The sequence below is a fragment of the Anaerocolumna chitinilytica genome (genome assembly GCF_014218355.1).
Classification (GTDB): Bacteria; Bacillota; Clostridia; order Lachnospirales; family Lachnospiraceae; genus Anaerocolumna; species Anaerocolumna chitinilytica.
The window spans coordinates 2,603,348-2,616,276 of the sequence record NZ_AP023368.1; the positions used below are offsets into that span (position 1 = coordinate 2,603,348).

The window sequence follows — 12,929 nt, forward strand, 5'->3', positions numbered from 1 at the left end:
AGTACTGTTTCTCTATGCTGAACCTTTGAAAAGAAAGGAATGGTTTATATTGGAAAAGATACTTGAGATAAAGGGCTTGACATTTGCCTATGATCCGACGGGTTATGCCCTAAAGGACATTAACGTCTCCATCTATGAAAAGGAGAAAATAGCGGTATTAGGTGCCAATGGAGCAGGAAAATCCACTTTCTTTCTTAATCTCAATGGAGTCAGAGAACCTATGCAGGGAGAGATTTATTATAAGGGAGATATTATTGAGAAAAAGAAAAAGATTCAGTTAAGAAAACACGTAGGAATTATATTTCAGGATCCGGACAGTCAGATTATTGCTTCTACAGTAAAGGCAGAAGTAGCTTTCGGACCCATGAATATGAAACTATCCAGAGAGGAAGTGGAGAAGAGAACTCTCATGGCTATCCGGGAAATGAATCTGGAGAATTACATCCTGCGGCCGCCTCATTACCTGAGCGGAGGTGAGAAAAAAAGGGTTAGCATTGCGGATATACTTGCAATGGATTGTGAAATCATGATATTTGATGAACCAACGGCTTCCCTGGATCCTGTTAATGCTCAGATGCTAGAAGCAGTGTTGGATAAGATGGAAAAAGAAGGTAGGACGATACTTCTATCTACACATGATGTTGACTTTGCATACCGCTTTGCAAAAAGGATACTGGTTTTTTGCGATGGAAGGCTAATAGGGGATGATACACCAGAGAATATTTTTGGAAATGAAGAATTGTTGAAAAGGGCAAATCTAAAAAAACCGGTTTTCATGGAAATATATGAATTACTCAAAAAAAAGGGGAAAGTGAAGGATAGTTCGCATTATCCAAAACAGTTGTCAGAACTTGAGTTATTACTACTGTGAAGGAGGAGAAGCGGAGAAAGATATTTTTAATTAATAAAAAATGAATGGCTTGTAATATGTAAATAATGAATAAGCAATATTTACACGTTGCCGGAAAGGGTAGGTATTTATATGTCAAAAAAAGAAAAAAGGTTAATAGCAATACTGGGGATATTATCAGTGCTCCTTGGTATCACTCCCAGTGTTAATGCAATGCATATTATGGAAGGCTATCTTCCGCCGAAATATTGTATTGCATGGGGAATTCTATGTATCCCTTTTTTGGCGGCAGGTTTTCTGTCTGTTAAGAAAAAATTAAAAGATAACAGAAAGAATATCACTCTGCTTGCCATGGCAGGTGCCTTTGTATTCGTGCTTTCTTCCTTAAAGATTCCCTCTGTAACCGGAAGCTGCTCCCATATGACGGGAACAGGTCTTGGAGCAATTCTTTTCGGATTCAGCACCGTAAGTATTCTTGGAATCATCGTGCTGATTTTTCAGGCAATTTTATTAGCACACGGTGGACTTACAACTCTTGGGGCTAATACCTTCTCCATGGCCATAGCAGGTCCGGTTTTAAGTTATGTAATCTATAAATTGTGTAATAAATTAAAGGTAAACCGTAAGGTCTCTATCTTTTTGGCGGCTTTTCTGGGAGACATCTTTACATACTGTGTAACCAGTTTCCAACTTTCTCTAGCTTATCCTTCCAAGGAAGGAGGTGTACTTGCATCAATAGTAAAATTCCTTGGTGTATTTGCACCTACACAGCTTCCTTTAGCAATACTGGAAGGAATCCTTACTGTACTGATAATTATGGCACTGGAGAGCTATGCACAGCCGGAATTAAAAGCAATTAATTTTTTAGACGACAGTATGAATTATGGAAAAGAATAATTTACACAAATACTTTCGAAATCCTTAGTATAATTTTAAGGTGTTCTGAAAGGCATGTCTTAAATAGGAGATCATCAGCCTATCTTATAGTATATTAGAGAAACAAGGTAGATTAAAATTCATTGTGATATAAAATTGTGCTGTTGTAAAAGTATAGAATGTTGACGATGGAGGATGTAAAATGAAAAAGTCTAAAAGAACAGCCATAATATTAATAATTGTTGCCGTACTGATTGCAATGGTGCCGTTATTTGCTTTAAAAGGAGCGTCCTTTGGCGGCTCTGATGATGCAGGAAGTGTAATGATTAATCAGATTACCGGTGGTTATGAACCCTGGTTTACACCTGTTCTGGAACAATTGATACACGGAGAACTTCCGGGGGAGATAGAGAGCCTTTTCTTCTGCCTTCAGACAGGAATCGGAGTAGGTATCATAGCCTTTATTATGGGACGTCTTGTGGAGCGTAAGAAGTTGACTTCGAGAAAATCCGAAGAAGCAGAATTATAAGTCTGTTTCTGTAATCTGTCATTATAATTTGTACAAAAATAAAAATAAGGTATAAGTAGTCTGGTTATCTTATCGGCCTGCTATAGAAACAGGAAAGCATATGAAAAAAGGTATATTAATTGTGAGCTTTGGTACAACTCATCAGGAGACCAAAATAAAGAACATTGAAAGGGTAGCCAGAGCAGTCGCCGAATATTATCCTGATTATCCAATCTATCAGGCATATTCCAGCAGTATTGTAAGAAATATATTAAAAAAGCGGGATAAGTTTATTATCCCTGATACCAAAGAAGCACTTCTGGCAATGCAAAGGGATGGAATTACCCAGGTTGCAGTTCTTCCTACACATATTATTGATGGAATCGAAAATAACCGAATGAAGCAGGCAATTGATGATTGCCGTGGGATGTTTAGGAGTATAGCAGTAGCGGATGTTCTGTTAGCAAGAGAAGAGGATTATAAGATGATAGTAAGAGACTTGTGGAGTGAAATCAAAGAAGAAATAGATGGTGCATCAGTTATCTTTATGGGACATGGCTCTGCTCATGAGGCAGACCAATGCTATGAGAAACTGGAAGCCGAATTCCGTGATTATACAAAAGAAGAAATCTATCTTGCTACAGTGGAAGGCAAGGTAACCATAGAAGATGTAATTATGCGCCTTAAAAGCAGCACAAAGATAGATAGCCGAATTGTATTGTTGCCGTTTATGCTTGTGGCGGGAGACCATGCCATTCATGATATGGCAGGAGAGGAAGATTCATTTACTGCAAAGCTGAAAGCAGAAGGATATAAGGTCAGATGTATACTTAAAGGCCTTGGTGAATATGAAAGTATTCGTAGAATTTATATAGAGCATTTGAGAAAAGTGATGGAATTATAGAAAGGTAATAAAATGGATAGTGTTTTGTACGGAATCGGAGTAGGTCCCGGGGACCCGGAAATGCTTACGTTAAAAGCAATTCGTTGTATTGAAGAAAGTGAAGTAATTATCCTTCCTTCAGAGCCCAAAGAAGAATGTTATGCTTATAATATTGTCAAAATGATATGCAAGGAGATTGATGAGAAAGAGCTTGTATGTCTGCCTTTTCCCATGCTAAAGGATAAGGATAAACTCCAGAGGGCACATGATGAGATATATGGGAGAATTTCAGAATACCTGGCCAAAGGCAAAAAGGTAGCATTTCTTACCATTGGAGATCCCTGTGTATATTCCACTTACAGCTATATTCACAGCAGAGTATTAGAGGCAGGAGGAAAAGCTGTTATCATAAATGGAATTCCGTCTTTTTGCGCGGCTTCTGCTGCACTGGGTATATCATTGGGAGAAAAACAAGAAGAAATCCACATCATTCCCGCTTCCTATGATATCAAGTCTACGATGAAATTGAAAGGAACCAGAATCTATATGAAAGCCGGGAAGGGCTTGAAGGAAGTAAAAGAAATGCTGATAGAGCAGGGACCTGAGAATTACGTGGTTTACACAGTTTCCAATTGCGGCATGGACACTGAACAGCTGAGTTTTGGAGTGGAAAATTTGGATGAAAACAGCGGATACCTTACGTTGGTAATTGTAAAAGAAAAATCTATAATGGAAGAAAATAATTGACAGGGTTTGGCCATACTGTGAAAGCAGAGTACAATGGGAGTCGGCAGGATGCTGCAACTATGAGCATCCTGGCCTCTAAGAATAATGGAGCTGCCGCTTTTGCAACTAACCTGGTGATTTTTTCGACACGTGTTTCCTTGCTTACAACCCCTCTATGGAGCATACTTTTATTACATGGATAATTTGTTCAAAGTAAAATTAATATTTGTGGTGTCTACCGGGATATAATGTTTTGTTACAATCAGAGGCAATTTCTTATCATTCAGTAAAGTTTCCTGAATCATCAGGAAATGCCCTTTTTCTGATAAGGTATATTTTTGCGCAGTGAAATTACCGGCACCTGAAAAACGGATGTTTATACGGGTGCTTTCAGATTTTTCATATATCGTTTTCTGAATAAAATTCAAAAAGCCTGAGTTATCTTTTAGGTCAAGGTTATATTTCGTTATGGTATCAATGGGAATAAAGGAAAGTGAATAGGCAAATACACGGTCCTCATTTTTATACCATCTGTCAGTTATCACAACCACAGGAGTTTTTTGCTGGAGGCTCCTTATGATAGATTCCGAAGGTGGTTCAATACGAAATTCTAGTTCTGTTTTTGTTGGAATTACTGAGCACCAGTTATAAACCGGATGACCGGTAAATGGCTGTTCAAAAGAGACATTGCTTTTTTCATCAATAATAAAAGTGCCTTTTCCTCTTGCATTATCAATTAATCCATCTTCCTTTAATAAAGAGAGAGCTTGCCGGAGAGTCATACGGCTTACGCCCATCATCTTTGCTAACTCCGGCTCATTTGGAAGCTGGCTTCCGGGTTGAAATTCTCCGTTTATTATCTTAAGGTATAGTGCATCATAGATTTTAACATATTTCAGCTTTTTCTTTTTTTCTTCCGAAATATTGTTTTTTGTTATATTATCTTCTGAATTCATATCGTCTCCTTTGTCTAGACAAATTCGTATAATTATATTAACGACCAATTAATAAGAAGTAGAAGTTAACCAGACAGTTTGCAGCTATTTGCCAACTAGTATAACCTAAAGGACAACAGACTGTCAAATAATATAATTCTTTTTATAATGGATATTTCCTTGGAATTTTACAGATAATATAGAGCGAAATAATAGGTACCGGATATAGATTTTACATTGCAAAATGATAAAAATAGTTGACAATAGGAAGGAAGAAATGATAAGATTTAACTATATTAAATAGACATATATGTCTAAATTATATAGTGTAGAGTATAAAAGGTTTTATTATGAACACCTAATTTGATTGTGCGATATATTCGTCAGATGGAGGATTATTATGAAATATGCAGAAGAAGGTATGGTTTATCATCTTGCGATAAAGAAAGGTGATGTAGGAAGATATGTAATTCTTCCGGGAGACCCTAAGAGATGTGCCATGATTGCCAGTTATTTTGATGATTCCAAATTAGTGGCTGACAGCAGAGAATTTGTTACTTATACAGGATATCTGGAAGGGGAGAAAGTAAGCGTAACTTCTACCGGAATTGGCGGACCTTCTGCTTCTATCGCTATGGAAGAGCTTGTTATGAGCGGGGCAGATACTTTTATCCGTGTGGGAACCTGTGGTGGTATGGATACAAATGTAAAGGGCGGAGATATAGTTATAGCAACAGGGGCCATCCGTATGGAGGGAACCAGCAAAGAGTATGCGCCTATAGAATTTCCGGCAGTGGCAGATATTGAGATAACAAACGCTTTAATACAAGCTGCTAAAAATCTTGGAAATTCCTATCATGCAGGTATTGTTGAATGTAAGGATTCCTTTTATGGACAGCATTCGCCGGAGACAAAGCCGGTAAGCTATGAATTGATGAACAAATGGGAAGCATGGCTTCGTTTAGGCTGCAAGGCTTCTGAAATGGAATCAGCCGCATTGTTTGTTGTAGCAAGCCATCTTGGTGTTCGCTGCGGCTCTAATTTTCTAGTTGTTGCTAATCAGGAGAGAGAGAAGGCAGGTCTTGATAACCCGGTTGTTCACGATACAGATGCAGCTGTTAAAGTTGGTGTGGAAGCACTTAGAATTCTGATAAAGCAGGATCGTCAATATAAATAAATTGAAAAGAGACCTGATATAATAGTTAACAAAAAAAGAAACGGGTGAAGAGAAATTGACCGTTTCTTTTTTTGTGCTATTAGCAGGATTACGAAAGTCTGTGGGTTATCCTTTCAGCCTGAAAAGATGAGGAATTTCCTTTTGGTTTTTTAATCCCAGCTTTTTTAGTATAGTTGTCTTTTGATTAGATATAGTTTTAGAGGAGGAATTAAGGCTTATTTCCTCACCGTTTATTTTCAGAAGTACTGCTTTTTCCGCATCGCTTAGCTGGTTTAAGATTAGAGAATGAATCAAGTGCTCCTGGGGGGTATTTCCGTGGGCTGTATGCTTGATGGTTTGCAGCAGGATATCAAACTGGCTTTTAAAAACGTATCCCGACGCAAAGCTTTTCGCACAAGCCAGGGTAACTGTATCGTAATCCTCAAAAGAGGTTATGATTAAGACCTTGGCATCCGTAGAACAGCGTATTTTTTTTGATACTTCAATTCCATCCAGATTTCTCCCGGTAAGATTTAGGTCCATAAGGACTACATGGGGTTTCAAAGAAGTAGAGAGTCGAAATGCGTCTATATTATTCGTAGCATAACCCACATATTCAATTCCGGGATCGGCTGTTAGAAGCGTTTCTGTTAAATATATAAAATCCAGGTCATCTTCTACTAGCAATACCTTTATTTTTGAGTCTGGCATGGTTTTCTCCCTGCTGCTGCCTGTGTTCTCTTCCGGAATTATTAACCGGCAAAAGAATAAAAAAGGCAGTTCCCTTTCCCTCTTCACTTTCTATGTAAATATGGCCCTTGTGGGCTTTGACCACATTATAGCAGTAGGATAGCCCCAGACCGTAATTCATACCGGAACCCTTAGTGGAAAAATAGGGGGTAAATATTTTGCTCCGGTTCTTTTTTGCAATTCCGCAGCCCTCATCGCGGATTGTTATTCTGCAAAGATACTTCCTTATCCTGTTATCGAGTATGATAGTAATTTTACCGCTGTTTTTCATGGACTCAGCAGCGTTATGAAACAAATTTTCGAAAACCTCCAACAAATGGAGTGGATCTGCAGGAATAATTAAATCCGTTTCAATATGACATTCGAATTCGGCGGTGTGCTTTCCCGAATTCCGAAAGGAAGCAATGGCCATATTTATTAATTCGGAAGCTGAACATTTCTGCAGATTTAATATGATTTTACCGGAATAAAGCTGGTTTTTTGATATAAAGTCCCTTATATAAGAGGCGGAATGCTCAAGGATTTTTAATTCTTCCGCATTTTTGTATGCGTCTATTTTTCTTAAGTTGCTGATGCTCCATTCTATTTTTACCAACTCATTTTTTAACATATGGTCGGTGTAATTTACCTCTTTTGATGCAATCCGCCTTTCCGAATTCCAGAGGTAATGGTCAAATCGTAATATCAATCCCATAATGCCCTCTGTGCAGGCAAGCGCAAAGTAAAAAAGCAATGAAATACTTAGAATGAAAACATTATCTTTCCAGATTTTGTATAACAAGGTGAGCTGCAGGCTATGTACAAGAAAAATAGTGATAAGCCAATACCAGACAGGAGGAAGTAAAATTAGAGTTATAAATAGGTTTTGCTGCTTCTGGGAAGGAGCCTTGACGGTTGTTACAGAAGCAATCATTACCATAGTAAGCAAAATACCAAATGCAAAGTTATAAATAGTAACCGTATGCCAGAAAGTCATACTTGTATTCTGGTACATACTAGTTTTCGTGGGAAGAAAAACAAGAAATAGGAGGATGGATGGTAAAAACAGACTTATTTTTATTAGCTGTAACCAGAAGCTCCGGTTTACCAGTAATTCAGAAAAGTACAATGCAAAAACTACACTGCAGGGCATGACCAGATAATAGAGAATTGCTGTAAGGACAGAGTACATTTCACGGCTTATGGACAAAGGAATCTGTAGTCCGTTGGTCATCAGCTTTAGAGCCGGCAAATCATAAAAAAGGAATTCTTTAAAAGGACCAAGGCTAAAAATAAAGAAAGTTATGGCACACCATTGGTTTGTTTTGTTATTTCTAGAAGAAAAATAAACCAGAAACATAAATACCCAGAGTATTAATGTAAAAACCATATGTATACCTCATGCGTAATTAATCAGATATCATTATTTTAAAGGAAGAACTGCAGGAAGTAAAGAAATATTTGCAAAATATTCCCAAAATGTTTGGGAATATTTTGCAAATTCAAACTGGAATTTCAATGGGGGGAATTTTATAATATGTTTGAGGCAAAAACATAAGTAAAACCTGTATGGTTAGCAAATAGGTTGGTGGAGAAAGGAGTGGAAGCCGACAGATATGATAAATATAGAAAGGCTTTGTTTTAACTGCTTTCACGAAAAGGAAAACGGGGAAATATGCCCCGGGTGTGGATACAATAATGTAGAAAACACGGTTAGATTTCCCCTGTCCATTAAGGAGGGAAGTATACTCAATGGGCAGTATATTGTGGGACGCGTGCTGGGGCAGGGAGGATTTGGAATTACTTATCTTGCACTGGATTACCAACTTAAGGTTAAAGTTGCTATTAAAGAATATCTGCCTGAGGGTATGGCATTACGTCTTCCCGGAACGGCGCTTATCTCTGTATACGAGGGAGAAAAGAAGGAAAATTTTAATTACGGGGCTGAACGCTTCTTAGACGAAGCCAGGGTTTTAGCGAAATTTATCGGTCACAAGAACATTGTAAGCGTTAAGAGTTATTTCAGGGAAAATAATACGGCTTATTTTGTTATGGATTATATCGAAGGAATAAATTTTAAAAACTATATAAAAAGTCAAGGCGGGAAAATCCCTTATAATGATGCCTTTCGGATACTTCTTCCTGTTATGGACGCCCTGGCAGCCGTTCATAAGGAAGGAGTTATTCATCGGGATGTCACTCCCGACAACATTTATATAACGAGGGATAATGAAATAAAGCTTCTGGACTTTGGAGCAGCCAGGTATAGCCTTGGGGATAAAAGTCGGTGTCTGGATGTAATCTTAAAAGCCGGATATGCACCGAAGGAGCAGTACATTAGGAAAGGAAGGCAAGGGCCTTATACGGATGTCTATTCACTAGCGGTGTGCTTTTATGCATGTATAACCGGATATCTTCCACCGGAAGCGCTGGAACGTATTGAGAGGGATGAGACAGTTTCCATATCTGCCAGGGGTATTCACATACCGGAATATTTAGAAAATACCATTATGAAAGGCATGGAGGTGAATGCGCAGGACCGGTTCCAATCTATGGAGGAATTTAAAGCTGCATTGACTAGTGCTCCGGATTCCGTAGATTTAACTGTTCCATTAAACTTTGCACCGAATGAGGGATCAGGGACTGGAGTAGTGCTTTCTGATGTTGTTTCGATACCGGAAGTAATGACGGGAATTCAGTCTGCTCTCCAAACGGATGCTGTAACTGGAACCATAAACAATTCTTTGTCTGACATCGCTTTATCTAATGAATCTAACTTTAGTGGGGCAGTAAACAAACAAAAGGGAAAAACAGTAAAAAGAATCTTTATGGACAAGAGAGTTTTACTACTGATGTCGGCAGCCTGTCTCATGCTAGTATTCATTGCTGCAGGAGTAGCGGGCATATGGATAAAATTCGATGGAAACGGTGAGAACAACTCCTTTACTTTCCCTTCAGAAGGAGCAAATATGAACTCTAATTCTTCGCCGGATGATGCTGGTACTTCCTCTGCGATAGACCAGGCTGACAGGAAGATATCCGTAGAACTACTGATTGATCCGGTTATAATGGCAAACGGAAATACCATTCAGGATATGTCCAATCTGAAAGGGGTATCTATTCATAAGAGAGATGCACAGAGTGAGACAGAATTCGTGGATCAGACAAGGCTTAATTTTCAGGCAAATACAAGAAGTATCAGCTTTGGATATTTTGACCAGGAACTATTGAAAATGGCACAGGAAAGCGGAGCGACAGTTAAGGAATCGGATGCGTTGGGAGAAGGCGGTTATTTTATTATTGTCGGAGTGAAGGAGAATATAGCAGGACAAATTATTGAAAATGTATCAAGAAGTTATGTGAATTCCATGGAAGCTTTTAATAAAAAGGATGCTGAAACGGTAAAAGAAGATGTTGCCTATGGATACCCCATTAAGCTGGAAGCCAGCCTAAGTGATTCTTCTCAATTAACGAAGGGTAATTATGGAGCGGATAACCTGACTGATCAAAAGGCTTCCACTGCATGGATAGAAGGAGTCCCGGGGACAGGAGTAGGTGAATATGTGCTGTATCAAATACATGACACCTCAGCAAAAGTTTATGGTCTTGCTATTATGCCAGGAAACATGAAGTCGAAAGCTTTTTATTATCGTAATTCGGTACCAACAAGTATAACTGTTTCCAGTGGAAATTTTAAAGCTACCATAAATCTTTCCTCTTATACACCGGACTTTCAGGATAAGAACAAAGATATGCTATTCTTTGATTTTGACAGCCCCTTAGCAGCTGGGGAAATAATAGTTTCTATTGCGGGAACCCAGCTCGGAAGCAAATATGACCACACCTGTATCTCCGAAATGTATCTGTATACCTACCCGCAAATAGGGGATGAAGTGTTATATTCACCTGAAGATTGGACGGTTGAGAATGAGAAGAGGCAATATGTGCTGGAGGACAGTGATTCCAAATATTTGACGAAAGATGATTTGGTAGGCTTAACACAGGAAGAATGCAGGCTGGCCAGGAATGAAATCTACGCAAGGCATGGAAGAAAGTTCGATGATGCTGGACTGCAGGCGTATTTTAATTCTTGTGAATGGTACGAAGGAACCATTGCAGCAGAGGATTTTGATGCTTCCGTATTAAATCAATATGAAATTGCTAATCGAGATTTGATAATAGAATATGAGAAAGAACAGGGATACCGTTGATGAAAAAGTGGATTGGTTTATTTGCAGTACTTCTATTTATTATCGGACTGACTGCTTGTGCCCTTAAAACAGACAGGACAAAAGCCAGAGATAAGGAAGAGGAGATAAAGACAGCCGTAACAAAGGAGGAAACACCAGGGGATAATTCTTACACAAGGGAAGAAATAGAGAAAGAGAAAAAGTCAAATGTGTCTAAGAACAGTGCAAAAGAAGACGACATGAAAGAAGGAAAGAAGGACAGTACCTTTGAAGATAAGATTAAGAACAGTACTAGCGGGAATTCAAAAGAAGGACTTACGAAGCTTTATGATGAAGAAAAACTAGAAACATTATATACGTCGGATACGGTGAATGTGCGGGTGTCTCCTTCAGTCCATGGGGTAGTATATAAGAAGCTTCCTAGAAGGAGTGAGGTCAAAAGAATTCACAATGGTGGAAAGTGGAGCGAAGTCCTTTTAGATGGGAGGAGGTATTACATTGCCAGTGCTTTTTTAAAGGAAAAAGCGGAAAATACCAAAGAATATGTAATTGCTATTGATGCCGGTCATCAGGCTAAAGCAAATAACGAACGGGAACCTATTGGACCGGGAGCTTCAGAAAAAAAAGCTAAAGTAGCGGGAGGAACTTCCGGTTGTGTAAGCAGGCTGAGGGAGTTTGAATTAAATCTGGAGGTGGCGCTGAAATTACAAAAGGAACTTGAAGACCGGGGGTATACAGTCATTATGATCCGGACAAAAAATAATGTCAATATCAGCAATGCTGAGCGGGCAGAAATAGCCAATGATAGACAGGTGGATGCATTTGTCAGGATTCATGCAAACGGTTCGGAGGATTCTTCTATAAAAGGAGCTATGACCATATGTCAGACTTCAAAGAATCCATATAATGCAGATATTTACAAGGTATGTAAAAAGCTTTCAAACTGTATTTTAGACGATTTGGTCAGTGCTACAGGATGTAAGAAAAAATATGTCTGGGAAACAGATACAATGACAGGAATTAACTGGTGTAAGGTACCTGTCACTATTGTAGAAATGGGGTACATGACTAATCCATCAGAAGATGCGCTGATGGCAACAGAGGATTACCAGTATAAAATCGTCAAGGGTATAGCTGATGGCATTGATGATTTTTTCCTCGAGTAATTTGATTTTCCTTAAGACTTCCTAAAATGTTTGGGAATATTCAGGAAATTGCAATAGGTGGTTTACGATGGGGTGTCATACAATAATGTGTAAAGACACTGCAAAGCAGTAATTGAAGGCAGCGGGAGTGGAAAATATGAAAAAAGCATCTATGGGAGCACGGATTGGAGCTCTGATTCTTGATAGTTTATTTTTGGATTTTATTAATTTATTTCTTATTTTGTATAATCCTTATTCGTTATTTCTTGTTTCTCCTTTTGTAACATTTTTATATTTTGGGATTTGCGAAGGCAGTTCCATGAGTGCTTCTCTTGGAAAAAAGATTTGCGGTCTGGTAGTCGTTGATGAGGAGGGTAATAAATTGTCATCAGCAAAGGGCTTTACCAGGTCCATTTGCAGATTGGTTTCCGGTCTGATCCTGGGAATAGGGTATCTTATTGCCTTATTTGATGTTGATAATAAGGCATTGCATGATAAGATGGCAGGAACTTTTGTTGCAGATGCTACTTCTCTGAAAGAGGAGTCGGTTATGGCACATACGACGAATAAGCAACAAAATCCCTGCGTAATCTCTATTGCCGGTCCTTTTGCAGGAAAGGCATTTCCTGTTACGGAGCAGGGAGTGACCTTTGGTAGAGACAGGAACCTATGTGACGTGGTTTATTCCGAAAATACCAAAGGAATTAGCCGGATTCACTGTAAGGTACTTTATAATACCCAAACCAACATGTTTATTTTGTATGATATGGGTTCCACTTATGGAACGTTTTTAGAAAACGGAAAGAGGATTACCCAGGATCAACCTATGGCATTAAGAGTCGGTGAGGGCTTTTATCTGGCATCAAACATTAATTTATTCCGAACTAATATATAAGTCTGGAGCATTTTATATCCGGACATCGCAGAGGAC

Annotated in this window: 12 protein-coding genes; 9 read left to right on the forward strand and 3 right to left on the reverse strand. The window is 38.7% G+C overall.

Features of this window, described 5'->3' with window-relative positions; translation table 11 throughout:
- The first annotated feature begins 49 nt into the window (after positions 1-49).
- From bsdcttw_RS11330 to cobI, 5 genes are all read left to right on the forward strand, one after another.
- Positions 50-871: an energy-coupling factor ABC transporter ATP-binding protein gene (locus bsdcttw_RS11330; RefSeq protein WP_330602427.1), complete on the forward strand. Its 822-nt coding sequence runs from the start codon at positions 50-52 to the stop codon at positions 869-871.
- 111 nt (positions 872-982) lie between these two features.
- Entirely contained in the window at positions 983-1,747 is a 765-nt protein-coding gene (locus bsdcttw_RS11335; RefSeq protein WP_185259469.1) for an energy-coupling factor ABC transporter permease, read from the forward strand.
- A gap of 181 nt (positions 1,748-1,928) precedes the next feature.
- Positions 1,929-2,255 carry an energy-coupling factor ABC transporter substrate-binding protein gene (locus bsdcttw_RS11340; RefSeq protein WP_185259470.1) on the forward strand — a complete coding sequence of 109 codons (327 nt, stop codon included), beginning with the start codon at positions 1,929-1,931 and terminating at the stop codon, positions 2,253-2,255.
- Between the two features lie 100 nt (positions 2,256-2,355).
- Positions 2,356-3,138 carry a sirohydrochlorin cobaltochelatase gene (locus bsdcttw_RS11345; protein ID WP_185259471.1) on the forward strand — a complete coding sequence of 261 codons (783 nt, stop codon included), beginning with the start codon at positions 2,356-2,358 and terminating at the stop codon, positions 3,136-3,138.
- A 12-nt stretch (positions 3,139-3,150) separates the two neighbouring features.
- Positions 3,151-3,864, forward strand: a complete 714-nt coding sequence (cobI, locus tag bsdcttw_RS11350) for a precorrin-2 C(20)-methyltransferase (RefSeq protein WP_185259472.1) — start codon at positions 3,151-3,153, stop codon at positions 3,862-3,864.
- A gap of 170 nt (positions 3,865-4,034) precedes the next feature.
- Here the strand turns inward: cobI and bsdcttw_RS11355 are convergent, their stop codons facing one another.
- Positions 4,035-4,799 (reverse strand): GntR family transcriptional regulator, encoded by a 765-nt coding sequence (locus tag bsdcttw_RS11355; protein ID WP_185259473.1) that lies wholly within the window; start codon positions 4,797-4,799, stop codon positions 4,035-4,037.
- A gap of 379 nt (positions 4,800-5,178) precedes the next feature.
- On the opposite strand from bsdcttw_RS11355, the gene udp reads away from it, so the two are divergent.
- On the forward strand, positions 5,179-5,955 hold the full coding sequence (gene udp, locus bsdcttw_RS11360) for a uridine phosphorylase (protein ID WP_185259474.1): 777 nt from the start codon (positions 5,179-5,181) through the stop codon (positions 5,953-5,955).
- A gap of 105 nt (positions 5,956-6,060) precedes the next feature.
- Here udp and bsdcttw_RS11365 read toward each other — a convergent pair whose 3' ends face one another.
- Together bsdcttw_RS11365 and bsdcttw_RS11370 are read right to left on the reverse strand one after the other, a co-directional pair.
- On the reverse strand, positions 6,061-6,645 hold the full coding sequence (locus bsdcttw_RS11365) for a response regulator transcription factor (RefSeq protein ID WP_185259475.1): 585 nt from the start codon (positions 6,643-6,645) through the stop codon (positions 6,061-6,063).
- Entirely contained in the window at positions 6,605-8,053 is a 1,449-nt protein-coding gene (locus bsdcttw_RS11370) for a sensor histidine kinase (protein WP_185259476.1), read from the reverse strand. The genes bsdcttw_RS11365 and bsdcttw_RS11370 overlap by 41 nt, the downstream gene beginning before the upstream one ends.
- A gap of 226 nt (positions 8,054-8,279) precedes the next feature.
- On the opposite strand from bsdcttw_RS11370, the gene bsdcttw_RS11375 reads away from it, so the two are divergent.
- From bsdcttw_RS11375 to bsdcttw_RS11385, 3 genes are all read left to right on the forward strand, one after another.
- Positions 8,280-10,874, forward strand: a complete 2,595-nt coding sequence (locus tag bsdcttw_RS11375) for a protein kinase domain-containing protein (protein WP_185259477.1) — start codon at positions 8,280-8,282, stop codon at positions 10,872-10,874.
- Positions 10,874-12,019 (forward strand): N-acetylmuramoyl-L-alanine amidase, encoded by a 1,146-nt coding sequence (locus tag bsdcttw_RS11380; protein ID WP_225903839.1) that lies wholly within the window; start codon positions 10,874-10,876, stop codon positions 12,017-12,019. Before bsdcttw_RS11375 ends, bsdcttw_RS11380 begins: the two co-directional genes overlap by 1 nt.
- 136 nt (positions 12,020-12,155) lie before the next feature.
- A complete protein-coding gene (locus bsdcttw_RS11385; protein WP_185259478.1) occupies positions 12,156-12,893 on the forward strand; it encodes an RDD family protein in 738 nt (245 codons plus the stop codon).
- Positions 12,894-12,929 lie beyond the last annotated feature (36 nt).

Bases quoted from the DNA above. Each gene is read 5' to 3' on its own strand.
- bsdcttw_RS11380 (WP_225903839.1), top strand. From the start codon at position 10,874: ATGAAAAAGTGGATTGGTTTATTTGCAGTACTTCTATTTATTATCGGA.
- udp (WP_185259474.1), top strand. From the start codon at position 5,179: ATGAAATATGCAGAAGAAGGTATGGTTTATCATCTTGCGATAAAGAAA.
- bsdcttw_RS11345 (WP_185259471.1), top strand. From the start codon at position 2,356: ATGAAAAAAGGTATATTAATTGTGAGCTTTGGTACAACTCATCAGGAG.
- bsdcttw_RS11370 (WP_185259476.1), bottom strand. From the start codon at position 8,053: ATGGTTTTTACATTAATACTCTGGGTATTTATGTTTCTGGTTTATTTT.
- bsdcttw_RS11355 (WP_185259473.1), bottom strand. From the start codon at position 4,799: ATGAATTCAGAAGATAATATAACAAAAAACAATATTTCGGAAGAAAAA.
- bsdcttw_RS11375 (WP_185259477.1), top strand. From the start codon at position 8,280: ATGATAAATATAGAAAGGCTTTGTTTTAACTGCTTTCACGAAAAGGAA.
- bsdcttw_RS11340 (WP_185259470.1), top strand. From the start codon at position 1,929: ATGAAAAAGTCTAAAAGAACAGCCATAATATTAATAATTGTTGCCGTA.
- bsdcttw_RS11335 (WP_185259469.1), top strand. From the start codon at position 983: ATGTCAAAAAAAGAAAAAAGGTTAATAGCAATACTGGGGATATTATCA.
- cobI (WP_185259472.1), top strand. From the start codon at position 3,151: ATGGATAGTGTTTTGTACGGAATCGGAGTAGGTCCCGGGGACCCGGAA.
- bsdcttw_RS11385 (WP_185259478.1), top strand. From the start codon at position 12,156: ATGAAAAAAGCATCTATGGGAGCACGGATTGGAGCTCTGATTCTTGAT.
- bsdcttw_RS11365 (WP_185259475.1), bottom strand. From the start codon at position 6,645: ATGCCAGACTCAAAAATAAAGGTATTGCTAGTAGAAGATGACCTGGAT.